This window comes from Sphingobium estronivorans, from assembly GCF_008692605.1.
Lineage (GTDB): Bacteria > Pseudomonadota > Alphaproteobacteria > Sphingomonadales > Sphingomonadaceae > Sphingobium > Sphingobium estronivorans.
The window spans coordinates 138,530-164,639 of record NZ_LFCT01000004.1 but is presented as its reverse complement, the minus strand read 5'-3'; the positions used below and the strand labels follow the sequence as shown (position 1 = coordinate 164,639).

27 protein-coding genes and 1 riboswitch are annotated in these 26,110 nt (G+C 66.8%); of the genes, 8 read left to right on the top strand and 19 right to left on the bottom strand.

Annotation, left to right across the window (positions count from 1 at the left end; translation table 11 throughout):
- Positions 1–28 precede the first annotated feature (28 nt).
- Both F7P65_RS04795 and F7P65_RS04790 read right to left on the bottom strand, forming a co-directional pair.
- A complete protein-coding gene (locus F7P65_RS04795; protein WP_150290615.1) occupies positions 29–748 on the bottom strand; it encodes a DUF4230 domain-containing protein in 720 nt (239 codons plus the stop codon).
- Entirely contained in the window at positions 733–1,611 is an 879-nt protein-coding gene (locus F7P65_RS04790) for an MBL fold metallo-hydrolase (RefSeq protein ID WP_150290614.1), read from the bottom strand. Before F7P65_RS04790 ends, F7P65_RS04795 begins: the two co-directional genes overlap by 16 nt.
- A gap of 65 nt (positions 1,612–1,676) precedes the next feature.
- On the opposite strand from F7P65_RS04790, the gene F7P65_RS04785 reads away from it, so the two are divergent.
- A complete protein-coding gene (locus F7P65_RS04785; RefSeq protein WP_150290613.1) occupies positions 1,677–2,573 on the top strand; it encodes a tyrosine recombinase XerC in 897 nt (298 codons plus the stop codon).
- A 34-nt stretch (positions 2,574–2,607) separates the two neighbouring features.
- Here F7P65_RS04785 and F7P65_RS04780 read toward each other — a convergent pair whose 3' ends face one another.
- The 4 genes from F7P65_RS04780 to rsmI are packed head-to-tail and all read right to left on the bottom strand — an operon-like array spanning position 2,608 to position 5,439.
- Positions 2,608–3,207 carry a DedA family protein gene (locus F7P65_RS04780; protein WP_150290612.1) on the bottom strand — a complete coding sequence of 200 codons (600 nt, stop codon included), beginning with the start codon at positions 3,205–3,207 and terminating at the stop codon, positions 2,608–2,610.
- A 16-nt stretch (positions 3,208–3,223) separates the two neighbouring features.
- Positions 3,224–4,198: a glutathione synthase gene (gshB, locus tag F7P65_RS04775; RefSeq protein WP_150290611.1), complete on the bottom strand. Its 975-nt coding sequence runs from the start codon at positions 4,196–4,198 to the stop codon at positions 3,224–3,226.
- Positions 4,199–4,246: 48 nt separating this feature from the next.
- Positions 4,247–4,600 (bottom strand): YraN family protein, encoded by a 354-nt coding sequence (locus F7P65_RS04770; protein WP_150290610.1) that lies wholly within the window; start codon positions 4,598–4,600, stop codon positions 4,247–4,249.
- Positions 4,597–5,439: a 16S rRNA (cytidine(1402)-2'-O)-methyltransferase gene (gene rsmI, locus F7P65_RS04765; RefSeq protein ID WP_150290609.1), complete on the bottom strand. Its 843-nt coding sequence runs from the start codon at positions 5,437–5,439 to the stop codon at positions 4,597–4,599. Before rsmI ends, F7P65_RS04770 begins: the two co-directional genes overlap by 4 nt.
- Positions 5,440–5,450: 11 nt before the next feature.
- On the opposite strand from rsmI, the gene F7P65_RS04760 reads away from it, so the two are divergent.
- Positions 5,451–6,653: a penicillin-binding protein activator gene (locus F7P65_RS04760; protein ID WP_420853303.1), complete on the top strand. Its 1,203-nt coding sequence runs from the start codon at positions 5,451–5,453 to the stop codon at positions 6,651–6,653.
- Positions 6,654–6,679: 26 nt separating this feature from the next.
- Here F7P65_RS04760 and F7P65_RS04755 read toward each other — a convergent pair whose 3' ends face one another.
- Together F7P65_RS04755 and F7P65_RS04750 are read right to left on the bottom strand one after the other, a co-directional pair.
- The gene (locus tag F7P65_RS04755; protein ID WP_150290608.1) at positions 6,680–7,459 is read right to left on the bottom strand and encodes an ABC transporter ATP-binding protein; all 780 of its coding nucleotides are present in this window, start codon (positions 7,457–7,459) and stop codon (positions 6,680–6,682) included.
- A complete protein-coding gene (locus F7P65_RS04750; protein ID WP_150290607.1) occupies positions 7,453–8,448 on the bottom strand; it encodes a FecCD family ABC transporter permease in 996 nt (331 codons plus the stop codon). The genes F7P65_RS04755 and F7P65_RS04750 overlap by 7 nt, the downstream gene beginning before the upstream one ends.
- A gap of 104 nt (positions 8,449–8,552) precedes the next feature.
- Here F7P65_RS04750 and F7P65_RS04745 point away from each other — a divergent pair, with 104 nt between their 5' ends.
- Positions 8,553–9,353, top strand: coding sequence for an ABC transporter substrate-binding protein (locus F7P65_RS04745; RefSeq protein ID WP_150290606.1), 801 nt, complete (start codon positions 8,553–8,555; stop codon positions 9,351–9,353).
- Between the two features lie 33 nt (positions 9,354–9,386).
- On the opposite strand, the gene F7P65_RS04740 is transcribed toward F7P65_RS04745, so the two are convergent.
- The gene (locus F7P65_RS04740; RefSeq protein WP_150290605.1) at positions 9,387–11,204 is read right to left on the bottom strand and encodes a TonB-dependent receptor plug domain-containing protein; all 1,818 of its coding nucleotides are present in this window, start codon (positions 11,202–11,204) and stop codon (positions 9,387–9,389) included.
- Between the two features lie 171 nt (positions 11,205–11,375).
- Positions 11,376–11,587: riboswitch (cobalamin riboswitch) on the bottom strand.
- A gap of 69 nt (positions 11,588–11,656) precedes the next feature.
- Between F7P65_RS04740 and mobA the strand changes: the two genes are divergently transcribed.
- Together mobA and F7P65_RS04730 are read left to right on the top strand one after the other, a co-directional pair.
- Entirely contained in the window at positions 11,657–12,178 is a 522-nt protein-coding gene (gene mobA / locus F7P65_RS04735) for a molybdenum cofactor guanylyltransferase (protein WP_150290604.1), read from the top strand.
- Positions 12,179–12,360: 182 nt separating this feature from the next.
- The gene (locus F7P65_RS04730) at positions 12,361–13,941 is read left to right on the top strand and encodes an ABC-F family ATP-binding cassette domain-containing protein (RefSeq protein ID WP_150290603.1); all 1,581 of its coding nucleotides are present in this window, start codon (positions 12,361–12,363) and stop codon (positions 13,939–13,941) included.
- Between the two features lie 13 nt (positions 13,942–13,954).
- Here the strand turns inward: F7P65_RS04730 and F7P65_RS04725 are convergent, their stop codons facing one another.
- From F7P65_RS04725 to F7P65_RS04715, 3 genes are read right to left on the bottom strand one after another with little or no spacing between them, the layout of a single operon-like run.
- A complete protein-coding gene (locus F7P65_RS04725; RefSeq protein ID WP_150290602.1) occupies positions 13,955–15,484 on the bottom strand; it encodes a DHA2 family efflux MFS transporter permease subunit in 1,530 nt (509 codons plus the stop codon).
- A gap of 13 nt (positions 15,485–15,497) precedes the next feature.
- Positions 15,498–16,661, bottom strand: coding sequence for an EmrA/EmrK family multidrug efflux transporter periplasmic adaptor subunit (locus F7P65_RS04720; RefSeq protein ID WP_150290601.1), 1,164 nt, complete (start codon positions 16,659–16,661; stop codon positions 15,498–15,500).
- The gene (locus tag F7P65_RS04715) at positions 16,654–18,180 is read right to left on the bottom strand and encodes an efflux transporter outer membrane subunit (RefSeq protein WP_150290600.1); all 1,527 of its coding nucleotides are present in this window, start codon (positions 18,178–18,180) and stop codon (positions 16,654–16,656) included. The genes F7P65_RS04720 and F7P65_RS04715 overlap by 8 nt, the downstream gene beginning before the upstream one ends.
- A gap of 89 nt (positions 18,181–18,269) precedes the next feature.
- On the opposite strand from F7P65_RS04715, the gene F7P65_RS04710 reads away from it, so the two are divergent.
- Together F7P65_RS04710 and F7P65_RS04705 are read left to right on the top strand one after the other, a co-directional pair.
- Positions 18,270–18,917 (top strand): TetR/AcrR family transcriptional regulator, encoded by a 648-nt coding sequence (locus F7P65_RS04710; RefSeq protein ID WP_162854534.1) that lies wholly within the window; start codon positions 18,270–18,272, stop codon positions 18,915–18,917.
- A 58-nt stretch (positions 18,918–18,975) separates the two neighbouring features.
- On the top strand, positions 18,976–19,599 hold the full coding sequence (locus F7P65_RS04705) for a response regulator transcription factor (RefSeq protein WP_150290599.1): 624 nt from the start codon (positions 18,976–18,978) through the stop codon (positions 19,597–19,599).
- A 22-nt stretch (positions 19,600–19,621) separates the two neighbouring features.
- Here F7P65_RS04705 and F7P65_RS04700 read toward each other — a convergent pair whose 3' ends face one another.
- The 5 genes from F7P65_RS04700 to argH are packed head-to-tail and all read right to left on the bottom strand — an operon-like array spanning position 19,622 to position 24,280.
- Positions 19,622–20,575 (bottom strand): zinc transporter ZntB, encoded by a 954-nt coding sequence (locus F7P65_RS04700; RefSeq protein WP_150290684.1) that lies wholly within the window; start codon positions 20,573–20,575, stop codon positions 19,622–19,624.
- Positions 20,572–21,330 (bottom strand): siroheme synthase, encoded by a 759-nt coding sequence (locus F7P65_RS04695; protein ID WP_150290598.1) that lies wholly within the window; start codon positions 21,328–21,330, stop codon positions 20,572–20,574. Before F7P65_RS04695 ends, F7P65_RS04700 begins: the two co-directional genes overlap by 4 nt.
- Positions 21,330–22,595, bottom strand: coding sequence for a diaminopimelate decarboxylase (gene lysA, locus F7P65_RS04690; protein WP_150290597.1), 1,266 nt, complete (start codon positions 22,593–22,595; stop codon positions 21,330–21,332). The genes F7P65_RS04695 and lysA overlap by 1 nt, the downstream gene beginning before the upstream one ends.
- Positions 22,596–22,637: 42 nt before the next feature.
- A complete protein-coding gene (locus F7P65_RS04685) occupies positions 22,638–22,901 on the bottom strand; it encodes a hypothetical protein (RefSeq protein ID WP_150290683.1) in 264 nt (87 codons plus the stop codon).
- Positions 22,901–24,280 (bottom strand): argininosuccinate lyase, encoded by a 1,380-nt coding sequence (gene argH, locus F7P65_RS04680; protein ID WP_150290596.1) that lies wholly within the window; start codon positions 24,278–24,280, stop codon positions 22,901–22,903. The genes F7P65_RS04685 and argH overlap by 1 nt, the downstream gene beginning before the upstream one ends.
- A 58-nt stretch (positions 24,281–24,338) precedes the next feature.
- Between argH and F7P65_RS04675 the strand changes: the two genes are divergently transcribed.
- On the top strand, positions 24,339–24,944 hold the full coding sequence (locus F7P65_RS04675) for a TlpA family protein disulfide reductase (RefSeq protein WP_205451921.1): 606 nt from the start codon (positions 24,339–24,341) through the stop codon (positions 24,942–24,944).
- A 175-nt stretch (positions 24,945–25,119) separates the two neighbouring features.
- On the opposite strand, the gene msrA is transcribed toward F7P65_RS04675, so the two are convergent.
- Positions 25,120–25,791: a peptide-methionine (S)-S-oxide reductase MsrA gene (gene msrA, locus F7P65_RS04670; RefSeq protein ID WP_150290595.1), complete on the bottom strand. Its 672-nt coding sequence runs from the start codon at positions 25,789–25,791 to the stop codon at positions 25,120–25,122.
- Positions 25,778–25,948 carry a hypothetical protein gene (locus tag F7P65_RS21960; protein WP_162854533.1) on the bottom strand — a complete coding sequence of 57 codons (171 nt, stop codon included), beginning with the start codon at positions 25,946–25,948 and terminating at the stop codon, positions 25,778–25,780. The genes msrA and F7P65_RS21960 overlap by 14 nt, the downstream gene beginning before the upstream one ends.
- Positions 25,949–26,110: the final 162 nt, after the last annotated feature.

The window sequence follows — 26,110 nt, the reverse complement described above, 5'->3', positions numbered from 1 at the left end:
TCACTCCTCTCGGCCTCCAGGCGCGCCCCTAGCGGGCCTTCTGCCTGTTGGCCAGTACCTCGTTGATCGGTGTCGTCACGTCCCATTGCTCGCGGTTCCGGTTCGCCCGTTCCGGCGGGAAGGTGACGATGACCCGCGCGTCGCCATAGCCCAATGCGCCCAGCGGCGCGCCGAGCAGCTTGCCCAGCGCCGCACGGCCATAATCGCGCGCCTGCGCCATGCGCTCGGGGGAGCGGGCTTCCTTTTCGGCCCGGCCCTGTGCGTGGAGCGAGGTGCGGCGGCTGAGTTCCTCGCCCGCCTTGCGCGTCACGAACAGACCGTTGGTCTGGACCAGCGTCCGGCTGCCTTCATCGATATTGGGGCGGGCCGGCTTCACATCCGGCGCATTGACGATGAGCGTGCGGGTCCTTTCATTCCATTCCAGATCGCCGGCGTCGATGCCGCTCACATCGATGAAATAATCGACGGAGAAAGGCATTTTCACGACCTGATCCGATTTTAGCCAGCCAAAGCCGCGCACATCCTGCGCCGTGCTCTGGATCGTGCCGGACAGTTCCGACACCTTGAGGCTGGAGGCCCCGGCAAAACGCTGGGCAATGACCTTGGTGAGGGCGGAGCCGTCTTCCTCGACGGTGACCGCATAGTCCCGATTATAGCGGTGCCAGCCGACCAGCATCGCGGCGCCGACCAACAGGATCAGCAGCGCGGCGGCAATCGAACCGGCATAGCGTTTCAGCGCAACTGCCATCGGCCATCCCCCGTCGCGGCGGCGATGCCGCGCCCGTCGAGGTCGATCAGATGGGCAAGGACGGAACGGCCCGCCGCGCTGTGCAGGCGCGGATCGACGCCCTTGTACATTTCCGTGACCATGTCGGGGATTTCCGACGCGCCGTTGCGTTCGAGGAAACGGACTATCTGCCCCTCCCGCTGCTTGCGGTGGCCCATCATGCCGCGCACCAGCCGCCGGGGGTTTTCCACCGGCTCGCCATGGGCGGGATAGTAGATCGCATCCGGCCGGTCGAGCAGCCGCTGCATCGACGCCATATAGGCGGTCATGTCGCCATCGGGGGGCGAAACGACGCTGGTGGACCAGCCCATCACATGGTCGCCGGTGAAGAGCGCCGCTTCCTCGATCAGGGCGAAGCACAGATGGTTGGAGGTGTGGCCGGGGGTCGCGACCGCCTCCAGCGTCCAGCCTTTGCCCGCGACCTGCTCGCCATCCTTCAGCACCCGATCGGGGCGATAGGCGGCATCGAACGCCGCATCGGCACGGGGTCCGTCATCGTCCAGCGTCAGCGGCGCGCAGCCGATGATCGAAGCGCCGGTCTGCGCGCTGAGCGGCGCGGCGGCGGGGCTGTGGTCGCGATGGGTGTGGGTGCACAGGATCGCCCTGACCGGACGACCGCCGATTGCCGCCAGCAGCGCGTCCAGATGCGCCGGATCGGCCGGGCCGGGATCGATGACCGCGACATCCTCCATGCCGACCACATAGGTCTGCGTGCCGGTATAGGTGAAGGGCGAGGGATTGGGCGCCAGCACGCGTCCCACCAGCGGGGAAAGCTGCATCAGCGTGCCCGTAGGGAGATCGGCCGGATCGAAGGAAGCTGCCATATCCATTCCCATGTGCCCATTTTCGGGCAGTTTTCAAGGGCGATCCCCTCGCCTACAGTGGAGCCATGACGGCTTCGGGCGATCTTTGCGAGCGATGGCGGCAGCATCTGGCGCTCGACCGGCGGCGGTCGATGCATACGGTGCGCGCCTATGTGGCGACGGCGGAGCGGCTGGTCGCTTTCCTGGAGGAGCATTGTGGCGAGGCGGTGACGGAAACCACGCTTACCGGCATCGGGCAGGCCGATTTGCGCGCTTTCCTGACGGCGCGGCGGATGGATGGGATCGGCAATGTCTCGGCGGCGCGGGAATTGTCGGCGGTGCGGGGCTTTCTGAAATTCGCGGGCGGCGAGGATGCGCGGGTGCCGGTGCTGAAAGGGCCGCGGGTGAAGCGCGGCCTGCCCCGCCCGGTATCGCCGGATGAGGCCATTGCACTGGCCGGGGATATTGCCGAAACAGCGCGCGAGCCATGGATCGGCGCGCGGGACTGGGCTGTGCTGCTGCTGCTTTACGGGGCGGGGTTGCGCATCGGGGAAGCGATGGGATTGACCGGCGCCGTGCTGCCGCTGGGCGAAACGCTGCGGGTGACGGGCAAGCGGGGCAAGACGCGGATCGTGCCGCTGCTGGCGCAGGTGCGGGAGGCCATTGAGGCTTATCTGGCGCTCTGTCCCTTCACGGCGGAGAAGGACGCGCCCTTGTTCCGGGGCGCGCGCGGCGGGCCACTATCCCCGGCGCTCATCCGGCGGGCAGTACAGGGCGCGCGGGGACGGTTGGGGCTGTCGGATCGAACGACGCCGCACGCGCTGCGCCACAGTTTCGCAACGCATTTGCTCGGGCGCGGCGCGGATTTGCGGTCGTTGCAGGAACTGCTGGGCCATGCCAGCCTGTCCTCGACCCAGATCTATACGCAGGTGGATGCGGCGCATCTGCTCGACATTTACCGCAACGCCCATCCGCGCGCCTAGAGCGCGATCCGATCAGACTGAATCGAATAATGCTCTAGCCGCGCGGCTTCCAGGTGGCGAGGCGCCAGAGATAGAAACCCAGCGCTCCGACCACGCAGGCGGTCGCAACCGGGCCGACATATTTGTCGATGTCACGGAAATTCTGGCCGAGCACGTAGCCCGCATAGGCCAGGATGATATTCCACACCAGCGCGCCGCCCGCCGTCCAGAACAGGAAGCGCGCATGCCCCATGCGGAACAGTCCGGCCGGCAGCGAGATCATCGTGCGGAACGCGGGCATGAAGCGGAAGACGAAGACGACGATCTGCCCATATTTGCCGAAAATATGGTCGAGCTTTTCCACATCCCGCCATTCCAGCGTCGCCCAGCGGCCATAGCGGTCGACGATCGGCCTCAACCGGCCGAAACCCAATATATGGCCGATCAGATACCAGAAATAATTGCCGACGGTGGTGCCCAGCGTGCCCGCGAACAGCAGCCAGCCCATGTCCATCCGCCCCTGCCCGACGCGAATGCCGCCAATCCCCATGATGAGTTCGGAGGGGATGGGCGGAAATATGTTTTCGATCACCATCAGGGCGAAAATGCCCCAATAGCCGCCCGCATCGATCAGGCGCAGCACCCAGTCGGTCATGATGCGATGCTACAGCTCAGGCCGCCGCCCTCGCCGCCAGCCGGGCGTCGATGGCGTCCCAGATCATGGCGCCGGTATCGGTGCCGTTGAAGGCGTCGATGGACACGATGCCGGTCGGGGAGGTCACGTTGATTTCCGTCAGCCATTCACCGCCTATCACGTCGATGCCGACGAACAACAGGCCGCGCCGCTTGAGTTCAGGACCCATGGCAGCACAGATTTCCAGTTCGCGGTCGGTCAGTTCGGTCTTGGCGGCCGAGCCGCCGACGGCAAGGTTGGAACGGATCTCGCCCGCGCCGGGAATACGATTGATGGCACCCGCAATTTCCCCGTCAATGAGAACGATGCGCTTGTCGCCCTGCGCGACGCCGGGGATGAAAGCCTGAACCATGAAGGGTTCGACCCAGGAGGATTTGAACAGTTCCACCAGCGCGGACAGATTCGCGCCGGACTGCCCGACATGGAAGACGGCATTGCCGGCATTGCCGTAAAGCGGCTTCACCACCACCTCGCCATGCTGGGCGAGGAAGCTCTTCACCTCCTCCAGATCGCGGGTAATCATCGTCGGCGGCATGAAGCGCGCATAGTCGAGCACGAACAGCTTCTCCGGCGCGTTGCGGACGGAAGCAGGGTCGTTCACTACCAAAGTCTCCGCCTGCACCCGCTCGAGCAAATGGGTGGCGGTGATGTAGCTCAGGTCGAAGGGCGGGTCCTGCCGCATCAGCACGACATCGACATCGCGGCCCAGGTCCAGCATCTCCGGCTCGCCGAAGACGTAATGATCGCCCTTGACCTTCTGCACCTTCACCGGGCGCGCCTTCGCCAGCACGCGGCCGTCGCGATAGGTCAGGTCGGGGGCGAGATAGTGATAGAGCCGGTGCCCCCTCGCCTGCGCCGCCAGCATGATGTGGAAGGTAGAATCACCCCCGATATTGATGCCCTCCATCGGGTCCATCTGCACGGCGACGGTGAGCGGGTTGAGCTGGGTCATGGGCGTTTCGCGTTCCTTCCAGTGGCGGCCAAAAACCGGAAGGCTGCCTTACCCCCCGTGCCAGACATTGGCCAGATGGCGTGGCGGCCGGCCCGGCGCAAGAAGCATCACGTCGATTCGCATGTCGTCGCCTGGTTTTCCGAGATCGTGGAAAAGAATCTCCGCCGCCGCCGCGACCCGCGCCAGGCGGCGCTCATCGATGGCCAGGTCGAGATCGGCAGCGGTGGCGCGCGCCTTGACCTCGACAAAGGCCAGCATCCTGTTGCGCCGGGCGACCAGATCGACTTCGCCCGCAGGGGTGCGCATCCGGCGGCCGATAATCTGCCAGCCCTTCAGACGCAGCCACCAGCCGGCGATGCGCTCTGCCTGCCGCCCGCGCTTTTCCGCCGCCGCTCGCTTCACCCCTTGAGTTCCATCGCGCGGGCATAAAGGGCGCGGCGGTCAAGGCCGAGCTTCTTGGCGACTTCCCCCGCCGCCTTGGATACGGGCAGGCGCTCCATGGCGTCGCGCAAAGCCGCGTCGGCATCTTCCGCGCTGGCCGGGGGCGCTTCACCGGGCGGACCGACGGTGACGACGATCTCGCCCCTGGGGGGAGCGTCGGCATAGCGGGCGGAGAGTTCGGTCAGCGTGCCGGTGGCGGTCTCCTCGAACGCCTTGCTGATTTCGCGGCTGACGGCGGCCTCGCGGTCGCCCAGATGCTCGGCCATGGCGGCGAGGCTTTCGGACAGGCGCGGGCCGCTTTCGTAGAAGACCAGAGTGGCGCGCAGCGCGGCGACTTCGGCAAGGGCGTCGCCGCGCGCCTTCTGTTTCGACGGCAGGAAGCCCATGAACAGGAATCGATCGGTGGGCAGTCCGGAGAGCGTGAGCGCGGCGATGGCGGCGCTGGGTCCCGGCAGGGTCGTGATCCTGCGCCCCGCCGCACGGGCATCGCGGACCAGCTTGTAGCCCGGATCGGAGATCAGCGGCGTGCCCGCGTCCGACAGCAGGGCCACCGATTCGCTCGCCATCCGCTCGATCAGGCGGGCGCGCACCCCTTCGGCGCTATGGTCGTGATAGGGAACCATCGGCCGGTCCGACCCGGCATGACGCAGCAAACGTGCGCTGACCCGTGTATCTTCCACGGCGACTACATCGGCCAGCCGCAGGACTTCGGCCGCGCGGGGGGTAAGGTCTCCAAGGTTGCCGATCGGCCCCGCAACGATGTAAAGCCCTGCCTCAAGCCTAATAATATCAGTTTCCATAAGGACGCCAGATGACAGAGACGGATGCCCCCCGGCAAGCGGACTTGTTCGCTTCGATGAAACGGGCCGGGAGGATTTTGTTCGCAGCCTCCGCGCTGCTGGTCGCCGCCTGTCAGTCCATCGTGCCCAAGGGGCCGGGTCCGGCGCAGCCCACAGGTCCGGCGCCGACCGGCCCGGAAGTGACGGAGGGCCTGCCGACCGACACGTTGCGCCACCGCGTCGCGCTGCTGGTGCCGATGAGCGGGCCCAATGCCGGCGTCGGCCAGTCCATCGCCAACGCGACCACCCTGGCCCTGCTGGATACCAAGGCCGACAAGGTGCGCATCACCACCTATGACACCGGCGTGGGCGCAGCCGCGGCGGCGAGCAAGGCGCTGGCGGACGGCAACAAGCTGATCCTTGGCCCCCTGCTGGCCGAAGATGCGCGGATCGTGGGGCCCATCGCGGCGCGCGCCAATGTGCCGGTCATCAGCTTCTCCAACGATGTGAGCGTCGCCGGCAACGGCGTCTACATCATGGGCTACAACCCCAACCAGTCCATCGAGCGCGTCGTCGACTTCGCCAAGGGCAAGGGGCTGTCGCACTTCGCCGCGCTGGTGCCGCGGGGCGTCTATGGCGAGCGGTCGGGCACGTCGCTGCTGCGCGCGGTGGAGAGCGCGGGCGGAACGGTCGTGTCGATGCAGACCTTCGACAGGACGCCGACCTCCATCGCGGCGGCGGTGAAGAAATTGCAGGCTTCATCCAGCTACGATGCGCTGCTGATCGCGGACAGCGGCAAGGTGGCGATGCAGGTCGCGCCCATCGTGCGGAAAAATGGCGGCGCGACCGCGCGGCTGCTGGGCACGGAATTGTGGAATACCGACAATGGCCTCGCCTCCAGCCCGGTGCTGCGCGGCGCGTGGTTCGCCAGCGTGTCGGACGGTCTCTACAGCCAGCTCGCGACCAAATATCGGGCGCGTTACGGCAATGCGCCCTTCCGGCTGTCGGCGCTGGGCTATGACGCGGTGCTGCTGACCGTGCGGATCGCGCGCGACTGGAAGCCGGGATCAACCTTCCCGGCGGCGCGGCTGCGCGATGCCGGGGGCTTTTCCGGGATCGACGGCGCCTTCCGCTTCGGGCGCGACGGGATTGCTGAACGCGCGCTGGAAGTGTCGGAGATCGGCGCGGGAACATTGACCGTGGTGGCGCCCGCGCCCCGGTCTTTCGCGGAATAGGCGCGCCCCTTCGCCCGCAGAATCGTTCAGTCCTTGACCCGCCCGGTCGGCAATATCAGCGGCCAGTCGCCATGGGATTGGATGCAGGCGGAAATGCCATAGACGCGGGCAAGGCGCGCTTGGGTCAGCACATCGAGCGGCGCGCCGTCAGCCACCAGCGCGCCCCGGTCCATCAGCACCAGCCGGTCGCAATAGCGCGCCGCCATGCTCAGATCGTGCAGCACGGTGACGACGAGCGATCCGGCCCGCGCCTCGGCCTTGAGCAAATCCATGACATCGATCTGATGCCCCGGATCGAGCGCCGCCAGCGGCTCGTCCGCGATCAGCGCGGGCGCGCCCACCGCCAATGCCCGGGCCAGCAGCACGCGGGCGCGCTCGCCGCCGGAAAGCTCGGTCGCCACCCGCCCTTTGAGATGCAGCACATCGGCGCGCTTCAAGGCCGCATCGACCTGCGCCTCATCCTGCGCGGACAGGCGGGATAATGGGCCCAGATGCGGCATCCGTCCCAATGCCACGAGCCGTTCGACCGCCAGCGGCCAATGCAGGGTCTGCCCCTGGGGCAGATAGGCCACGCGTCTGGCGATGGCGCGCCGGCTGAGCCGTTCGCTGTCCAGCCCGTCGATCAGTACCGTTCCGCTCTCCCGCTTTGCCAGGCCCAGCATCGCGCGGATCAGGGTCGACTTGCCCGCGCCATTGGGGCCGATGATGCCAACCAATTGTCCCGGCCCTAGATCGAGATCGACGCCGCTCACCGCCGGATGACGGCCGAGGCGAACGGCAAGGCCTTGCGCGCGGATCGTCACCATAGCCGCCGCTCCCGCATGAGATGGATCAGGAAGACGGGCACGCCCAGCAGCGCCGTCAGCACGCCCAGCTTCAGTTCGCTGGCGGTCGGGATCAGCCGCACGCCGATATCCGCCAGCGTCAACAGCACCGCACCCCCCAGCATGGAGGGCAGCAGGATCGCGGAGGGGGAGCGGTCGGTCAGCGGCCGCATCAGATGCGGCACGATCAACCCGACGAAACCGATGGCGCCCGACACCGCGACCGCGCCGCCCACGCCGATGGCAACCCCCAGCATCAGGCGCAGGCGCGCATGCCGCAGGTCGATGCCGAGCGCCTGAGCGCCATCCTCGCCCAGCGTCAGCGCGTCGAGCGTCCGGCCATCCGCGATCAGCAGCGCCGCGCCGACCGCCACGCAGGGCAGCGCGATCCAGACATGGCCATAGGCGCGGTTTTCCAGGCTGCCCATCAACCAGCTCATAATCTCCATCGCCGCGAAGGGGTTGGGCGAGAGGTTCAACGACAGGCTGATCCCCGCCCCCGCCAGCGTGGCGATGGCGATCCCCGCGAGGATCAGGGTCAGCGGGCTTTCGGCCGGTCCGGCAAGCAGGAACAGCGCGCCGATCCCGATCAGACTGGCCACAATGGCGAGCGCGGGAAGCGCCAGCGGATGGCTCTGCGCCAGGCCGAAATACAGCGCGCAGACGGCGCCCAGCGCGGCGGCATTGGACGCGCCCAGCACGGACGGTTCGGCCAGCGGGTTGCGCAGATAGCCTTGCAGCGCCGCGCCCGACAGGCCGAGCATGGCGCCGACGATCAGGCCGAGCAGCATGCGCGGCAGGCGCAGATCGAGCAGGATCGCACGGGCCACATCGTCGCCCCCGCCGGTGAGGACCGCGACGATGCGCGCCGGGGAGAGCGGCACCGCGCCGAGGGTGAGCGAGCCGAGCGCGGCGACCACGACCAGCAGCAGCAGGACGGGGATCAGCAACGGGTGGCGGCGGGCGCTCATGACTTGCGAACCCCATTCTGCTTGCTAGAGCGGCTCAAGCGCTCCGTGCTCCCGCCCCTGCGGGCGCATGATGGCGTGTCGAGGCGAAAAGGATGGGCGCGGGAATGCGGCGCAAAAAGATCGTCATTATATTCGGCGCCCTTGCGCTGACCGGCGCCGCCCCGCCCCAGCGGATCGTGTCGCTCAACACCTGCGCCGATCAATATGTGCTGGCGCTGGCCGATCCGGCGCAGATCGCGGCGCTCAGCCCCTATGGCCACGATCCGGAACTTTCGGCGGCGGTCGGCAAGGCGCGCGCCTTTCGAACCCTGAAACGGCCCGGCGAGGAAGTGCTGGCGATCCGGCCCGATCTGCTGATCGGCTTTCCGATGGGCGACAGCGTCGTCGGCGCGCCTCCGGGGCCGTGGCGGACGCTGGGGCTGGCAAGCGCGGACAGCTATCCGATGATCCTGACGCAAATCCGCCAGGTGGCGGCGGCGGTCGGTCATACGGAGCGGGGCGAGGCGCTGATCCGGGCCATGAACCGCGATCTGGCCGCCCTGCCCCGCGCCCGGCGCGGCGGGGTTGCGGCCTATTATCAACGGCGCGGCTATATGACCGGCACAGGCACGCTGGTCGACGACCTGATGCGGCGCGCGGGCCTCGTCAATCTGGCGGGGAAGCTCGGCAAACCCGCTCTGGCGCAAGTGCCGCTGGAGGAGATGATCGCCGCGCGGCCCGACTTCCTGATCGTCGAGACCGGCACGGAAAAGGTCGTCGATCAGGGAACGGAGATGCTGCACCATCCGATCCTCCGCTCCATCCCGCGCATTCGCATACCGCAGGCATGGACGGTGTGCGGCGGCCCCGCTTATGTGCAGGCGGCGCGCAGCATCGTGGCGCAGATCGACGCTGCGCCACGATAGGGGGCGGACACCCGCCCCTCTCACACCGATCCTTTAGAAACGGACACGCACGCCGCCATAGGCCGAGCGGCCATAGGTGCCATAGCCATAGACGGTGGCGTAGCCTTCATCGAACAGATTGTCGACGCGGCCGTAGATTTCCAGATTGTCGGTGATCGGGAAGGACGCCCGCACATTCGCCACGGCATATCCGTCCAGGCGTTGCGCATTGGTCGAATCATTGAAGCTGTCGCCCACCATGGTGACGGTCGCCCCGGTCGACAGGCGGAAGGGCCAGACATAGTCCGCCGAGACGCTGACCGCATTGGCCGCGCGGCGCGGCAGGCGCGCCCCGGTATCGCGGTCCCGCGCATCGACATAGCTGTAAGCGGCGGTGAAGATCAGCGCGTCGACAGGTTTCAGCGTCAACATCGCCTCCACCCCCTTGGCGCGTGTATTGTCGATATTATTGTATCCGCCATAAAGGCCGATCGAATAATCATAGTTGATCTGGTTCTTCGTATCGCGAAGAAAGGCCGTGACCGACAGGATCGCCCGGTCGCCGTCCAGCCTTTGGTCGAAGCCCACATCATAGCTTTCCGATCGTTCGGGAAGCAGAGCGGTGTTGCCGACATCGGCGCCGTAAAGCTGGTAGAGGGAGGGCGCCTTGAACCCCTCCCCATAGCTGATGCGCAGGTTGGTCGCACCGTCATTGGGCGTGTAATTGGCATTGGCGCCAAAGGTGGTCGCGCCGCCGAACTGGCTGTGATCGTCATGCCGCACGCCGCCGGTGAGCGACAGGCCTGCAAGCGGCTTCACCACCGCCAGCGCATAGACGCTGTCGATGTCCGCCTTGTGGCTTTCGACCGAACCGAAGCCGGCGAAATCATAGTCCGGGCGTTCATGGTCATAACCGAAGATCAGGCGGGCCTGTTCCACCGGCTGATAGACGCCCTCATATTCGAAACGCAGATTGGTGCCCGAATAGCCAAAAGGGCCGAAGCCGGATGTATAGTCCCGGTCGGTGCGAAACCATGTGACGGCGGCGCGATGGGTGAGCTTGCCGTCGAGCAGGGCGAGGTTGAGGCCCGCATAGCCGATATATTGGTCGGTCCTCGACGTGTCGGCGACGCTGTCCACAATGCCGTTGTCGGTATCGAGATCGGCATGGATATAATAGCCGCGCAGGTCGAGGCTCAGCGCGTCGGTGAAGTTCAGCTTCAGCTTCGCATTGGCGGCAAGATTCTTGTAACCGTCCTTTTCCGTGCCGTTGGAGGCGGCGGAAATGCCGTCGGTACGGAAATAGGCGACGCCCACGCCCCCCGACGCGATGCCGCTGGTCCCTGAAATGTCCGCCTTCGCGTCCAGCGTGTCGCGATAGCCGTAATCGACCGAGGCGTTGCCCGCGAAATCTTCGCCGGGGGTGCCGGTCATGACGTTGACGACGCCGCCGATCGCCTGACTGCCGTAGACGATGGAGTTGGAACCGCGCAAAATTTCGATGCGCTGGATATTTCCGGTCAGCAGATTGCCGAAATCATACATGTCGCCGATGCCGCTGGTGTCGTTGACCTTCACCCCGTCGATCAGCACCAGCGTCTGAGTGGTTTCCGCGCCGCGCAGCGACACCCCCGTCACGCCGCCCACGCCGCCATTGCGGCTGAACCGCACGCCCGGCGTGGTGGCGAGCAGGTCCGTCACGCTGACGCTCTGCCGCGTGCGGATGGTATCGGCGTCGATGACGGTGACGGCCTGGCCGACTTCGTCGCGGGGCTGTTCGATGCCCAGCGCGGTGACGATGATCTCCTCATCCTCGGCCAGAACCGGGGTGGCCGCAAGCAATGCGGCAAGAGATATGGCGGTTTTCAACATTCTATCCGTTCCCTGAGCGCCGCTGCGACTTTGGGACTCAGGGCCTCCGCGCGCGCGGTCGGATCAAGGGGAAGTCGACGCCAGTGCCCGCCCCCCACCGATGCGGCCCTGCGCCGCTGGTCGTCGCTCAGACGGAAAACACCGTGCCATGGCCGATCCCTGGACCAGGGCAAGAGCGACCGGGCGCCGGCAGGTCTCCTGGCTCGCGGGTCAATGCAGCGATGCACGCCTTCCCGGGCTTGCGCCCAGTGGCGGGGATTTACCCCCTGTGCATCGCGCTCTCCGCTTACAGTTGCAGGGACAGCCGCGGAATAGGACGGTTGCCCGTCCGCACCGCATTCCCGTTTTCAGCCCTTTCGGGCACCGGCGCGATCTTCTGTGCGCGCGCGGCTTTGCCCCGCTCGCGCTGCGCGCCATAAGGGAAAGCAGGGGCTCTGCCAAGGAGGGAACGGATGCGATTGCTGGGCGCGGTGCTGGCCGGGGGACGCTCCAGCCGCTTCGGGAGCGACAAGGCGCTGGCGATGCTGGCCGGGCGGACCTTGCTGGACCATGCGACAACGGCGCTGGGCGCGCATGTAGAACAGGTGGTGATCTGCGGGCGGCAGGTCGCGGGGCGGCGGTGGCTGGCGGACCGGCCCGCGCCGGACATGGGCCCGCTGGGCGGGCTGAACGCGGCGCTGCACCATGCGGCGGCCGAAGGGTTCGACGCGGTGCTGACCACGGGCTGCGACATGCCGGTCTATCCGGCGAAGCTGGCGCGGGCGTTGATCGGAGAGGGGCCGGCGATCCTCAAGGGGCAGCAGCTGGCGGGCTTCTGGCCGGCCGTTCTGGCCGGGGCGCTGGACGCGCATCTGGCCGAGGAGAATAATCGATCGATCCACGGTTGGCTGACGCGAATCGGCGCGCGGATCGTCGAGCGACCGGACATCCTGCTGCCCAACATCAATCGGCCGGAGGATCTGGAGCGGTCATAGCCTGTCATGCGCAGGCCGCCGCCGTGGGTGACGACGATGCTGCGTCGGGTCCATCGCGCCCGCTTCACCACGGTTGCCAGCAAAGGCTCCTCCCTGTATCACGATCCGACATTTTCCGGAGAGACCCGTCATGGACATGCATCTGATCGCAAAGCCCCATCGCTCTGCTTTCAGGAAAGTCCCTGCCCGTGCCCTCGATCGTCGTTTCTCATCTCAACTGGTCCGCGCCTGACGGCTCATCCGTCCTTTCGGACCTCGATTTTCGCTTCACCACCGAACGACTCGGCCTTGTCGGGCGCAATGGCGTCGGCAAATCGACCCTGCTCGCGCTGATCGACGGAACGCTCGTCCCCGGCAGCGGCAGGATCCAGGTCGATGGCAGCGTGGCGACCCTGCGGCAGACGGTACAGGTCACGCCGGACGAAAGCATCGCCGACCTGTTCGGCGTGCGCGAGGGTCTGGCCCTGCTCGGCAAGGCGGAAAGCGGCACGGCCAGCATGGCGGAACTGGAAGCGTGCGACTGGCTGCTGCCCAGCCGGATCGAGGAAAGCCTGGCGCAGGTCGGACTGACGGCAGACCCCCAAACGCCCCTGATCGCCCTGTCCGGCGGCCAGCGCAGCCGCGCCGCGCTGGCTGGAGCGATCTTCGCCCGGCCCGATTTCCTCTTGCTGGATGAACCGACCAACAATCTGGATGCGGAGGGGCGCGACGCCTTGCTAACCCTGCTGGGCCAGTGGAAGGCCGGCGCGATCGTCATCAGCCATGACCGCGCGCTGCTGGAGGAGATGGAGGCGATTGCGGAGCTGACGACGCTGGGCATCACCCGCTATGGCGGCAACTGGACGGCGTATCGCGAGCGCAAGGCCATTGAGCTGGCGGCTGCCGGTCAGGAACTGGAACAGGCCGAGCGGCGCGTGAAGGACATGGCCCGCCGGACCCGGATCGCGACCGAACGCAAGCAACGCCGCGACGCCGCCGGGGCGCGCAAGGGCGCGAAGGGCGACATGCCGCGCATCCTGATCGGCCTGCGCAAGAACCAGGCGGAGGCGTCCGGCGGCGACGCCGCGCGGCTGGCCGACAGGCTTCGCCGGGAGGCGGAAGACGCGGCGCAGGCAGCGCGCAGCCGCATCGAGGTTGTCGAGAGCCTGACGGTGGCGCTGCCCTCGACCGGCGTGCAGGCCGACCGGCCGATTGTCCGGCTGGACGATGTGACGGCGGGCTATGCGCCCGATGCGCCGGTGCTGCGCGGCTTCAGCCTGCGCGTGACGGGACCGGAGCGGATCGCCATAACCGGCCCCAATGGCGCGGGCAAATCGACGCTGCTGAAGCTGATCGCGGGCCAGCTGGCGCCCCTTTCCGGCACGGTGCGGCTATCGGTCGGCTGCGCCCTGCTCGACCAGCGCGTCAGCCTGCTCGACCCGCGCCGCAGCATTGCCGACAATTTCGCCCGGCTGCATCCGGCCGCGACGGACAATGCCGTGCGGGCAGCGCTGGCCCGCTTTCGCTTTCGCGCCGATCTGGCCTTGCAACCGGTCGGGACATTGAGCGGCGGGCAATTGCTGCGCGCGGGCCTTGCCTGCGTGTTGGGCGGAGACACATTGCCGCCGCTGCTGATGCTGGACGAGCCGACCAACCATCTCGACCTCGACTCCCTGACCGCCATCGAGCGCGGTCTGGCCGCCTTCGACGGAGCGTTGATCGTCACCAGCCATGACGCCGCCTTTCTCGACGCCATCGGCATCGACCGAGCGATCAGGCTTTAGGCGCGCGTGCCGATCAGTGCGCGGCGGACGTATCCACCTTGCCGGTCGGACGCGGCGCCAGCCACACCAGCGCGGCCGCCAGGAACAGCACCATCGCCGCAGCATAAAAGACATGGTTCATCGACACCACCAGGGACTGCGCGTCGACCAGGTTGGACACGACCTGCCGCGATTGTTCCTGGGTGAAGCCCCGGCTGGCCAGATCGGCCATGGTCGGATCGGCATTCAGCGCACCGGCCATTTCGTTGCGCGACACCCGCTGCCCGTCGCTCCAGCCGGTGAGCACGATCGAGGTGGAAATGGCGATGGCCAGCGTGCGAAGGAAATTCTGCATGCCCGCGGCGGAGGCGGTTTCCTCCGGCCGGACCGATCCCAGAGTCAGCGTCGTCAGCGGGATCATGAAGAAGGGCATGCCAAAGCCCTGGACGAACTGCGGCAGCGCGATCGTCCAGAAATCGGCGTCCATGCTCCATTGTGCCCGCCACAGCGTCATCAGGCCAATCCAGGAGACCCCGGCCGAAATCATGATGCGCACATCGACCTTGCTCACCAACCGTCCGGCAACGGGCGCGACGAACAGCGCCGTCATCGCCGTCATCGCCGTCGCCAGCCCCGACCAGGCGGCGGTATAGCCCATCGACATCTGCAACCATTGCGGGATGACGACGATGCCCGCAAAATAGGCGCCGAAACACAGCGCCAGCGTGAACACGCCGGAGGTGAAGCCGATATGGCGGAACACGCGCAGGTCGACGATGGGATGCTCCTCGGTCAGTTCCCAGATCAGGAAGACGCAGAAACCGAGCCCGGCCAGCACCGCCAGCGCAACGATGAACGGGTCGCCGAACCAGTCATGATCTCGCCCGATATCCAGCATGATCTGCAGACAACCGATCCAGAAGATCAACAACCCCAGACCGACATAGTCGATGGGCAGTTTCACCCGTTCCGTTTCCACCGGGCGGAGCAGAACCAGCGCGGAAAAGACGCACAGGACGGCGATCGGCAGGTTGATGAAGAAGATCCAGTGCCAGCTCCAATTGTCGCTGATATAGCCGCCGATGATCGGCCCCATGGCCGGTCCCAGCAACGTCGTCATCGCCCACAGCCCCATGACGCGCCCCCGCTGTTCCGGTGGATAGATGCGCATCAGCAACGTCTGCGACATGGGCATCAGCGGCCCACCGCACAGGCCCTGGCCGATGCGGCACACGACCAGCATGCCCAGGCTCATCGACAGGCCGCACAGTAGCGAAAACAGGCCGAAACCGACCATGCCCAGGATGAACAGCCGCACCGCGCCGAAACGCTGCGCCAGCCAGCCGGTCAGCGGCACGCAGATCGCCTCCGCCACGGCATAGCTGGTGATGACCCAGGTGCCCTGATCCGCGGAAATGCCCAGATTGCCGGCGATATGCGGCACCGAGACATTGGCGATGGTCAGGTCGAGCACGACCATGAAATTGCTGAGCGCCAGCGTCAGCCCCGCCAGCAGGCGATGACGGGGCGCCAGGAGCGAGAATGTCTCTGCCGGACGGCTCACGGAAAAAGCTTCCTTATTCGCCGGAAAGATCGATCTCGGCGTCCATGGAAAGGCCGACGCGCAACGGGTGCGCGGCCAGTTCCCTGGGGTCGAGCGCGATACGCACGGGCAGGCGTTGCACCACCTTGATCCAGTTGCCGGTCGCGTTCTGCGCCGGGATCAGCGCCATGGACGACCCCGTGCCGCCGGAAAAGCCGACGACCTTGCCATGATAGACGACGCCGCTGCCATACAGGTCGGACGTGACGGTGGCGGGCATGCCCACCTTCACCCGGCCCAGCTGGCGTTCCTTGAAATTGGCGTCGACATAGACCTGCGCGAGCGGGACGATGCTCATGATCGGCGTGCCCTGCGCGACGCGCTGGCCGACCTGCACCGACCGCCGCGTCACCACGCCGTCGATCGGCGCGCGGATGATCGAGCGGTCGAGGTCCAGCCGGGCATTGTCCAGCTTTGCCTTGGCCGCCAGCACGGCGGGATCGGTGTCGATGGTCGATCCGCGCACGAGCGCGTCATTGGCCGCGAGTTGGCCGGTGGCCGCGCCGCGCGTCGCCTCCGCCGTCGCCACGCCGGCCCGCGCCTGATCCAGCGCCGCCTGCGCCGCTGCATAGCCCTTGCGCGCGCTGGTCAGTTCCTCGCCGGAGACGGCGCCGTTGGGGGCCAGCGCTTCGCGCCGCTTGAGGTCGATGCGGGCCTTGTCGAAATCGGCCTGCGCCGTCGCCAGTTGCGCGCGGGCCTGCGCGATGTCGGCGCCGCGGGCGTCGACCTGCGCGGCCAGTGCACCGCTGGTCGCGACCGTCTGGCGGAAGCGGCGACGCGCTTCGGCAAGATCGGCCTCCGCCTGCGCCACGGCGATCCGGGCGTTGGTCGGATCGAGCTTCACCAATATGTCGCCGCGCTTGACCGATTGCGTATCGGTCACGAGTATCTCGACCGCCTGGGCGGAAATCAGCGGCGTCACCTGCGCCACCTCCGCATTCACATAGGCATTGTCGGTGCTGACATGGTTGCGGCCCACAAGCAGATACCAGAGCGCATAGGCCGCGCCGACAATCAGTACGGCCAAAGCCAGCCGCACCAGCCATTTCTTCCGGTTTTCCTGACGCTGCGCGGCGGCATCGTCGGCCGTTTCGGCCTTGCTCGCTTGCGCGGTGAATTCGGGCGTGGCGTCAGCCATTGGGAATATCCTTGGAAGGGACGCTGGCGGCAAATCCGCCGCCCAGCGCGCGAATAAGGGCAATGTCGAGCGTGAAGGCGCTCGCCTCCAGCTCGGCGACGGCCTGACGGGTGGCCAAAAGCTGGTCCTCCACATTCAGCACGTCAAGATAGGTGTTGAGGCCGCCTTCATAACGCTGGCGGGCGATGCCATAGGCTTCCTCGGACGCGGCCAGCCCCGCGCGGGCGTCGGCCAGCCGCTGATCCAGCGTCTGGCGCCCGGTCACGGCATCGGCAACCTCCCGATAGGCGCCCAGAACGGTCTTGTCGTAGGATGCCACCGCCTCATCATAGGCGGCGCGGACGCCCCGATACTGGCCGCTGAGCGCACCGCCATGGAAGATCGGCAGGCTGACCGCCGGCCCGGCACTGCCGAACAGCGAGTCCTTCTTGAACAGCGTATCCGTGAAGGGGCTGGGCCCACCGACAAACTGGCTACCCTGAAGCAGCGTCTGATAACCCAGCGACTGCACCCCGATCAGCGCGCTCAGGCGGATGGCAGGGAAGAAATCGGCCCGCGCCACCTTGATCCGCTTGGCGGCGGCTTCCGTCCGGGCAAGCGCGGCGGCAATGTCCGGGCGGCGTGCGACCAGATTGGTGGTGACATCGGCGGGCAGACCGAGCGGGGCAATCGCGCCCAGCTTGGGCCGCTCCATGGCGATGCCCCGGTCCGGCCCGGCACCGATCAGCGCCGCGATCTGGTGCTGACGCACCGCAATTGCCTGATCGGCGGCGGCGAGTTGCGCCTTGGCGGAGGACACGGTGGCATCGGCCTGCCGCTCGCTGCCGCGCGTTTCCAGCCCATTGGCACGGCGATCCGCCACCAGCTTCCGGCTGGCGGTGCGAATTTCCAGCGCGCGGGCCTGAATATCCCGCTCATCATAGAGCCGGGCGAGGTCGGCATAGGCATCGGCCACCCCGGTCGCCAGCGCCAGCCGCGCCTGCCGGGCATCGATCTCCGCTGCCCGCGCTTCCGACGTTGCCGCCGCCAGCGCCGCGCGATTCTTGCCCCACAGATCAAGGTCGAAGCCGAAATTCAGCGCCACCTGACCCGTGCCGAGCCAGCCCTTGGGCACGAATTCCTTGGGCATGCCCATATTGTAGCTGGACTTGGTGACGCCCCCCTTCGCGTCCAGATCGACCGAGGGCAGCAACGGCGCCCCCGCCTGCTGCGCGACGGCGCCAGCCTGCCGGAACCGGGCGGCGGCGGCAGCGACATCGGGCGATCCCTTCAGGCCTTCCTCGATCAGCGCATCGAGTTGCGGATCGCCGTATGCCTGCCACCAGCCTTCGGACGGCCATTGGGTCACGGCGCCAGCCTGAAGGCTGCGCTCCGCCGCAATGCTGTCAGGCGTGCGCACGACCGGTTTGGGGCCGAGATCGGGCACCGCCGCACAGGCGGACAGCAGCAATGCGGACAGCGCCACCGGGGTGGCGCGGCACAAAAGGGCAGAGCGGCGCAAGGGACGACTCACGGGCATATCAAACCGTACCAGATAGTATGAAATGGGCGTTTGCTCCCGTTGCAAATCCTTGTCAACAGAAATAGCGTACTATATGGTACGCTTTTATGACGAGTTGCGATTCCACCCTCAGCCGCCGGGAGGCGCGCCGCCGCGACCGGCGCAAGGCGATATTGGAGGTGGCGGCCCGGTCCTTCCTGAACAATGGCTATGCGGCCACGACCATGTCGTCGATCGCGGCGGAAATGGGCGGGTCGAAGGGAACGCTGTGGAGCTATTTCCCCTCCAAGGAGGCGCTGTTCTCCGCCGTTCTGGAGGATGCGACAACCGCCTATCGCGGGCGTCTGGCGGCGATCCTCGATCCCCAGGGCGACCTTGACGGAACGCTGCGCAAGCTGGGGATCAACCTGCTGGACAAGGTGACGTCGCCCGATGCCATTGCGCTGAATCGGCTGGTCACGTCGGAAGCGGGACGCTTTCCCGAAATGGGCGCGATATTCTATAATCTTGCGCCCCGGCATACTCGCCTGTTGGTCGCGGCCTTTCTGGACCAGGCGATGGACCGTGGCCTTTTGCGCAGGGCAGACCCGGAACAGGCGGCGCGCACCTTCATGACGCTGCTGCTTTCGGGCTGCCATCAGTTGATGCTGATGGGACAGATCGTCCGGCCCACAGAGGCGCAGATCGACGCCGATGTCAGCTTCGCCCTCGATTGCTTCCTGCGGGCCTATGCGCCGGACGCCCGCCCCGCCTGACCGTTAACCATTTCTTTGCGCGCGCCGCCTAGCCTGTCCGCCGCAGGAGGTGAACGTCATGCAGTTTTGGAAACGCGATGCGATCCGCCGCCCCCGGCAAGGACAAGTCCCGGACGATGCCCGCGCCGCGCGCCGGTTGCGGCTGTTGCTGGTGGATGAGGACGCGACCTCCCGCGCCGTCGTCGCGCGGCGGCTGTCGCATCTGGGCTATGATGTCGCGCTGGCCGAAAACGGCTTTGCCGCCCTCTCCCTGCTGGTGACGCGGCCGGCGGACGTCATCCTGATCGACATGGGGCTGACCTTGCTGCCCGCCATCGCGACGATGCGGAAGATCCGCGCGGCGGCTTTGGCGGAAAACAGCTGTTTCGTGATGATCGGCGGGCGGCAGGAAACCGTATCCGCCGTCGAGGCGCTGGACGCCGGCGCCGACGATCATGTGGTGAAACCCTATGATTTCGACCTGCTCGACGCCCGCCTGCGCCATCTCTGCGCCCGCGCGGAACAATTGGGCGTGCTGACCCGGCACAATGCCGAATTGGACGCGCGCATCGCGCGCCGCGCTCTGGAACTGGGTGAAACGCGCGACGCGCTGGCGGAGATGCAGGCGGACCGGGCACGGCTGGTCTCCTCGATCCAGGCGCTGCATGACGAGATTGATCGGCTCAACACCTCGCGCAATTAGGGCCGCGCGCGATGAGGCACGCCTATTTCAGCCATTGGGTCGCGACGAACCAGCCGCCGATCCCCGCCGCCATCGCGACGCAAACCCCGACCACGCCCCAGAAGGCCCAGGGCGCATGGGCGAAGGGAATCCCCTCGACATTCATGCCCAGCAGGCCGGTCAGAAAGGTCAGTGGCAGGAACACCAGCGCGACGATGGAAATGATGAGTGCCTGCCGGTTCATCTGTTCCGCGCGCAGGTCGGTCAGTTCTTCATGCGCCAGCGCGGAGCGTTCGCGCACCGCCTCCAGTTCCTCGGCCATGCGGGCACAGCGATCCGCAGCTTCCTGCAGATGCAGCCGGTCATCGGGTTCCAGCCACTCCGCCTCCGCCGCCGACAGCCGTTCCAGCGCCTGCCGCTGCGGCGCGATGAAGCGGCGATAGCTGATCGCCGTCGCGCGGATGTCCGATACGCGCCGCCGTGCCTCCGCCGGCCCATGCTGGGTAAGCGCGCTTTCGATCTCATCCAGCCCGTCGCCCAGATCCGCGACCTCCGGGTCCAGCGCCTCGGTGATCTGCTGGGCGAAGGCGGCGATCAGGTCGCCCGGATCGCGGACCTTTCCGGCGAGCATCTGCGCCATGACCGGCTCCATCGCGGCGAGCGGGCGATAGCTCACCGAAATGACCCGTGCCTGCTCCGCCCACAGGCGGATCGACACCAGGGGATCGCCGCTATCGTCATCACCCGCACCCAGCCCGCGCAGATTGACCAGCGCGCCACGCCCCATCAGCGTGCAGCGCGGGCGGGTTTCCTGCGCCAGCAGGGCGGACAGCGCCGCCGGGGGCATATGGTCGCAGCGAGCGGCGACGGCACGGGCATCCTCCCGCCAGCCATCGGCATGGACCCAACTGAACGGCGCATCTTCGGTCCGCGCGCAGAAGTCCTCCAGCGAGATTTCGTGCGCCTTGGCTCCGTCGAAGAGAAAAACCCGGCTTATGGCATCATCTCCAGCCAGAGCGACAGGCCCCCGCCCGGTTCGTCGGGCATGGTGCTGGCCGCGATACGGACCGCATCGGCCCGCGCCCGGTCGAGGATCGCGGCGGGCACATCCGGCGCATGATAGACGCGATCCGCCTCGCCCAGCAGGCGCGCGGCGCGCAGTGTCAGATCGTCGGGGTCGGCAGAGAGCAGCTTGATCGATTCGCGCCGGTCGCCCCTCACATCGGCCCCTCCGCCGACCCATTCCGGCACAGTATCGGCAGCCTTGTCCGACAACGGATCGATCATCCCGCCCGCCGCCAGCCCGGCATCGATGGCCCGCCGCCGCGCCGCGGCATCAGGCCAGCGCGCCCGGATCGCGCCGCGGGCATCGTGGAGCGCCATCGCCAGCGCGCCCAATCGCGTGGGCAGCAAAGCCTCGATCCGCTGGCGCAGCGCCTTGGCCAGCCCCGCAGAAGCGCCCCCCGTGCCGATGGCGATCAGTACCGGCTCACGGTCGACAATGGCTGGCAAGGTGAAATCGCAGAGGTCCGGTTTGTCGGTCGCATTCACCCATATGCCGCGCTTCCGGAGCCGGGCAACGGTAGCCTCGTCACCGTCCGATACGATGGCGAGCGTCGCGTCATCCGCCTCGCCCACCACCCTTGCGCCGGCCCGTTCAAGCAGCCGGCGCTTGGCATCCGCCGCCTCGCCCTCGCCCGTCAGGATGACAGGCCGGCCCGTCAATCGCAGAAAGACGGGCAGGCTCTGCATCAGTCGTTCACCCAATCGGGAATGCTGTCACCCTCGATAAGCGCCTCGATCGGCGGACGGGCACGGACCACGGCCCATTTATCGCCCGACACCAGCACTTCGGGCGTCAGCGCACGGCTGTTGTAGGTGCTCGCCATGGTCGCGCCATAGGCACCCGCGGTCATGAAGGCGACCAGATCGCCCGCGCCCACCACATCCATATCGCGATGCATGGCGAAGGTGTCGCCCGTCTCGCACACCGGCCCCACGACATTGGCGGCGGCACGGTCGCCCTTCGGGTGAACGGCGCGAATGTCGTGCCAGGCGTCGTAAAGGCTCGGCCGCAGCAGGTCGTTCATCGCCGCATCGACGATCACGAAGGGCGCCTGCGCGCCCTGCTTCACCCGCACCACCTGCGAGAGCAGGGCGCCCGCATTGCCGACGATCAGGCGACCCGGCTCGAACATCAGGCGGACGTTCCAGCCCTGCGTCACCTGGCAAACCATCGCGCCATAATCGGCGGGGCTGGGCGGCAAGGGCTGTGACGGATCATAAGGCACGCCCAAGCCGCCGCCGAGGTCGGCGGTGCGGACGTCGTGGCCAGCCTCGCGCAGCTTCTCGATCAGCGCACCGACCTTGATGAAGGCGGCTTCCAATGGATTGAGGTCGGTCAGCTGGCTGCCGATATGCACCGCCACACCCTGCACATCGAGGCCGGGGAGATCACGGGCCGCGGCATAGCTTGCCAGTGCGCGGTCATAGGGGATGCCGAACTTGTTTTCCGACTTGCCGGTCGAGATCTTGGCATGGGTGCCTGCATCGACATCGGGGTTGATGCGGTAGGCGACAGGCGCCTTCTTCCCCATGGAGAGCGCGACTTCGGACAGCATCTCCGCCTCCGGTTCGCTCTCCAGATTGAACTGATAAATGCCCTGCTCCAGCGCGATCCGCATTTCGGCCGCCGTCTTGCCAACTCCCGAAAAGACGATCCGGTCCGCCGGAATCCCCGCCGCGATGGCGCGCAGCAATTCGCCCGCCGACACCACGTCCGCGCCAAGGCCCAGCTTCGCCAGCGTCGCCAGCACGGCGGCGTTGGGATTGGCCTTCACCGCAAAGGCGATCAGCGGATCGGCAAGCTGCGACAAGCCATCACGGAACACATTGACATGGCGCGTCAGCGTCGCGGTCGAATAGACATAAACCGGCGTGCCGACCTGCGCGGCGATCTCCGCCATGGGCACCTGCTCCACCTGCATGGCGCCGTCGACATAGGTAAAATGGTCCAAGGCTTGTTATCCTAGAGAAATCTTGACGGGGCCCAAACAATCTTAACGGGGATCGTGCTCGGGCGGGACATTGAAGGGATCGTCGCCGCGCTCCTTCGATTGGGTCAGCAGCTCAACGTTCCGCTCCGGCCGTGCCTGAATGGACGGCTGGATAAGTTGCGCCGCCGTAGGAGCGGTCGCCGCGCCGACCGGCACGGCCGGCAAGCGCTGGCCCTGCGCGGGTTTCAGGGGCTGACGACCGCCGCAGGACGCCAAAGCCAGCGCGAGCGCGGCCAGCGCTATCCCCTTGGCGATCCGTGCGACCATCATTTCGTCTGCCCTTCCGCGTTCTTCTGGGCCTGCGCGATCCGCACCCGCACCTGATCGGGCGCCGTGCCGCCATGGCTCTTGCGGCTGGCGACCGAGGCGTCGACCGTCAGCACCGCATAGATACGCTCATCGATCCGCGCATCAATGCCCTTGAGCGTCTCGATGGGCAGATCGGCCAGTTGCACGCCCGCCGCCTCCGCCGCCGCGACGGCGCGGCCGGTGATGTGATGCGCCTCGCGGAAAGGCACATTGCCCTCGCGCACCAGCCAGTCGGCCAGATCGGTCGCGGTGGCAAAACCGCTTTCCGCCAGCCCGCGCATCCGGTCGGTGCGGAAGGTGACGGTCTCGATCATCCCGGTCATCGCCGCGATGGAAAGGCCCAGCAGATCATGCGCCTCGAACACCGGCGGCTTGTCGTCCTGCATATCCTTGGAATAAGCGAGCGGCAGGCCCTTCATCGTGACGCACAGCGCGTTCATGCAGCCCATGATCCGCCCGGCATGGCCGCGCACCAACTCGGCAGCGTCGGGGTTGCGCTTCTGCGGCATGATCGAGCTGCCGGTCGAATAGGCATCGGGCAGCTTGACGAAGCCGAAGGGCTGGCTCGCCCAGATGATGAATTCTTCGGCCAGGCGCGAAAGGTGCAGGCTGCACTGGGTCGCCGCCATCAGATAATCGAGCGCGAAGTCGCGATCCGACACGCTGTCGAGGCTGTTGTCCGTCGGCTTGGCGAAGCCCAGTGCCGCCGCCGTGGCATGGCGGTCGATGGGGAAGCCCGTCCCCGCGAGCGCCGCCGCGCCCAGCGGACATTCGTTGAGCCGCTCGCGCGCATCGGCGAAACGGCTGCGGTCGCGCCGCACCATCTCATAATAAGCCATCAGGTGATGGCCCAGCGTCACCGGCTGCGCGGACTGAAGATGGGTGAAGCCCGGCATCACCGCGTCGGCATGTTCTTCGGCGCGGGTCAGCAGCATCGCCTGCAAGGCGGCCAGCCCGGCATCGACCTCATCCATGGCGTCGCGCACCCAGAGGCGGAAATCGGTCGCCACCTGGTCGTTGCGCGAGCGCGCCGTGTGCAGCCGCCCTGCCGCAGCGCCGATCAGCTCGGCCAGCCGCGACTCCGTGACCATGTGGATGTCTTCCAGGTCCAGATTGACCGGAACGCCGTTCGCTTCATATTCGGCGGCGATCTGGTCCAGCCCGGCGGAAATCGCGTCGGCATCGGCCTGCGCGACGATGCCCTGCCTGGCCAGCATCGCGACATGCGCCTTCGACCCGGCGATATCCTGTTTCCACAGACGCTTGTCGAACGGGATGGAGGCATTTATCTCCCGCATGACCGAAGCCGGACCGGCCGCGAAGCGTCCGCCCCACATGCTGTTGGAGCTATCCCCGTTGCGAACTTCTCCATTCCGATCTTCATTGCCCTGCGTAATGACACTGCTCCTGCTGGCTGGCCTTGCCGCGTGCGATAAGCAATCGCCGCCCGCCGGGCAAGGGCCGAACGCCAATGCGCCGGCCCCCGCCACCAGCGGCGAGGCGACCGGACCGGGTCAAAACGGCGTTGCGGGCAAAGGGGGCCAGTTCAGCTACACGCTCGACAAGTCGAAGGCCGGTACCCCGGCTCCCGATTTCACCTTCCAGAACCCGGACGGCAGCGACGCGAAGCTCAGCGACTTTGCGGGCAAGCCGATGCTGGTCAATCTCTGGGCGACATGGTGCGCGCCCTGCGTCGCGGAAATGCCCACCCTCGATGCCGTGGCGGCGGAATATGGGAAAAAGGGCCTGGCCGTCCTCACCATCTCGCAGGACAGCCAGGGGGAAGCAGTGATCGAGCCTTTCTTCAAGAAGCATCGCCTGCCGCATCTCAAGGGCTGGATCGACCCGGAAAATCAGTTCGGCTTCCATTACAACACCGGCATGCTGCCGACGACCGTGATCTATGACGCGCAGGGCAAGGAAATGGCGCGCGTGGTCGGCGCGATGGACTGGAACAGCCAGGAAGGCCGCGCACTGATCGAAGCAGCGATGAAGAGTTGAGTGTTGTCCGGGACCGATTTGGGCGAAGGCCGCAATGACCAGTTGCGGACATCCAGATCATCCGGCACCACCGTCCCCTTGTCGTCATCCCAGCCTGCGCTGGGGTGACAATGGGGGCGTTGACGTGACGGAGGGGCGGCGTCTGCAAACCACCCTAACCGAGCCATCACAGGAATCAGGCCGAAGGTTTCTCGCGGTAGAGGGTTGGGAACATGGCCTTCAGCGCCGTCAGCTTGGGCATGTCCCAGCGCAGGATATAGGGGTGGCGCGGGTTTCGCGTCAGGAAATTCTGGTGATCGGCGGCGGCGTCCTGAAAGCCGGTGAAGCGTTCGAGGCGGGTGACGATCGGCCCTTGCCAGAGGCCGGACTGGCCGAGTTGGATCAGATAGGCTTTGCCCGCCTTTTCCTGTTCCGCGTTCAAGGGAAAGAGCGCGCTGCGATATTGGGTGCCGTGATCCGGTCCCTGATAGTTGAGCGTCGTCGGGTCGGCGATTACCGAGAAAAAGATGCGCAGCAGAGTGCCGTAGCTGACCTGCTGGGGATCGTAGGTGACGCGGACGGACTCGGCGAAGCCGGTGTCGCCCTCGCTCACGCGCTCATAATCGACCTTTCGGTCGCGGGGGCCGCCCGCGAAGCCGGAGACGGCGAGATGCACGCCCTTTACGTGAGAGAAGACACCTTCCACGCCCCAATAGCAGCCACCCGCGAAGACGGCGGTTTCGAGCTTGCGGGTCGGCGCGGCATCGACGGCCGGGACCGGCGCGAGGACCGGGCGCTCGGCGCGCAGCGGGGAAGCGACGGCCAGAGCCGCCAGAAAGACAAGGGCTATGCCGTCAGAGCGTCGCATGGCCCGCTGCCGAGGCCGCGCTGGCCGAGACGGCCATGGCGGGCGGCGTCAGCACCGAATGATCGTCATTCGGCTGAAGCGCGAACATGCCGACCGCGCCGATCGCGAACCCGCCCAGAAAGCGCAGGAACAGGTCGGATTTCAAAAATGCCGTCATGGCGTTTTTCTTTCGGTCATCTGGGCCGCCCCAGACGGCGGCGATGAGTATTACGCGGTTTAGCTCCGCATGAACGCCCTGTGGGAAGGGGTTCGACCAACGCGCCGATTGGAGCGATGGATGACGGGAACAGAACCAGTTTCGGTTCGCAACGGGATATAG

Coding starts and splice junctions, on each gene's coding strand:
- F7P65_RS04795 (WP_150290615.1), bottom strand. CDS start 748: ATGGCAGTTGCGCTGAAACGCTATGCCGGTTCGATTGCCGCCGCGCTG.
- F7P65_RS04790 (WP_150290614.1), bottom strand. CDS start 1,611: ATGGCAGCTTCCTTCGATCCGGCCGATCTCCCTACGGGCACGCTGATG.
- F7P65_RS04785 (WP_150290613.1), top strand. CDS start 1,677: ATGACGGCTTCGGGCGATCTTTGCGAGCGATGGCGGCAGCATCTGGCG.
- F7P65_RS04780 (WP_150290612.1), bottom strand. CDS start 3,207: ATGACCGACTGGGTGCTGCGCCTGATCGATGCGGGCGGCTATTGGGGC.
- gshB (WP_150290611.1), bottom strand. CDS start 4,198: ATGACCCAGCTCAACCCGCTCACCGTCGCCGTGCAGATGGACCCGATG.
- rsmI (WP_150290609.1), bottom strand. CDS start 5,439: ATGGAAACTGATATTATTAGGCTTGAGGCAGGGCTTTACATCGTTGCG.
- F7P65_RS04760 (WP_420853303.1), top strand. CDS start 5,451: ATGACAGAGACGGATGCCCCCCGGCAAGCGGACTTGTTCGCTTCGATG.
- F7P65_RS04755 (WP_150290608.1), bottom strand. CDS start 7,459: ATGGTGACGATCCGCGCGCAAGGCCTTGCCGTTCGCCTCGGCCGTCAT.
- F7P65_RS04750 (WP_150290607.1), bottom strand. CDS start 8,448: ATGAGCGCCCGCCGCCACCCGTTGCTGATCCCCGTCCTGCTGCTGCTG.
- F7P65_RS04745 (WP_150290606.1), top strand. CDS start 8,553: ATGCGGCGCAAAAAGATCGTCATTATATTCGGCGCCCTTGCGCTGACC.
- F7P65_RS04740 (WP_150290605.1), bottom strand. CDS start 11,204: ATGTTGAAAACCGCCATATCTCTTGCCGCATTGCTTGCGGCCACCCCG.
- mobA (WP_150290604.1), top strand. CDS start 11,657: ATGCGATTGCTGGGCGCGGTGCTGGCCGGGGGACGCTCCAGCCGCTTC.
- F7P65_RS04720 (WP_150290601.1), bottom strand. CDS start 16,661: ATGGCTGACGCCACGCCCGAATTCACCGCGCAAGCGAGCAAGGCCGAA.
- F7P65_RS04715 (WP_150290600.1), bottom strand. CDS start 18,180: ATGCCCGTGAGTCGTCCCTTGCGCCGCTCTGCCCTTTTGTGCCGCGCC.
- F7P65_RS04710 (WP_162854534.1), top strand. CDS start 18,270: ATGACGAGTTGCGATTCCACCCTCAGCCGCCGGGAGGCGCGCCGCCGC.
- F7P65_RS04705 (WP_150290599.1), top strand. CDS start 18,976: ATGCAGTTTTGGAAACGCGATGCGATCCGCCGCCCCCGGCAAGGACAA.
- F7P65_RS04695 (WP_150290598.1), bottom strand. CDS start 21,330: ATGCAGAGCCTGCCCGTCTTTCTGCGATTGACGGGCCGGCCTGTCATC.
- F7P65_RS04685 (WP_150290683.1), bottom strand. CDS start 22,901: ATGGTCGCACGGATCGCCAAGGGGATAGCGCTGGCCGCGCTCGCGCTG.
- argH (WP_150290596.1), bottom strand. CDS start 24,280: ATGTGGGGCGGACGCTTCGCGGCCGGTCCGGCTTCGGTCATGCGGGAG.
- F7P65_RS04675 (WP_205451921.1), top strand. CDS start 24,339: ATGACACTGCTCCTGCTGGCTGGCCTTGCCGCGTGCGATAAGCAATCG.
- msrA (WP_150290595.1), bottom strand. CDS start 25,791: ATGCGACGCTCTGACGGCATAGCCCTTGTCTTTCTGGCGGCTCTGGCC.
- F7P65_RS21960 (WP_162854533.1), bottom strand. CDS start 25,948: ATGACGGCATTTTTGAAATCCGACCTGTTCCTGCGCTTTCTGGGCGGG.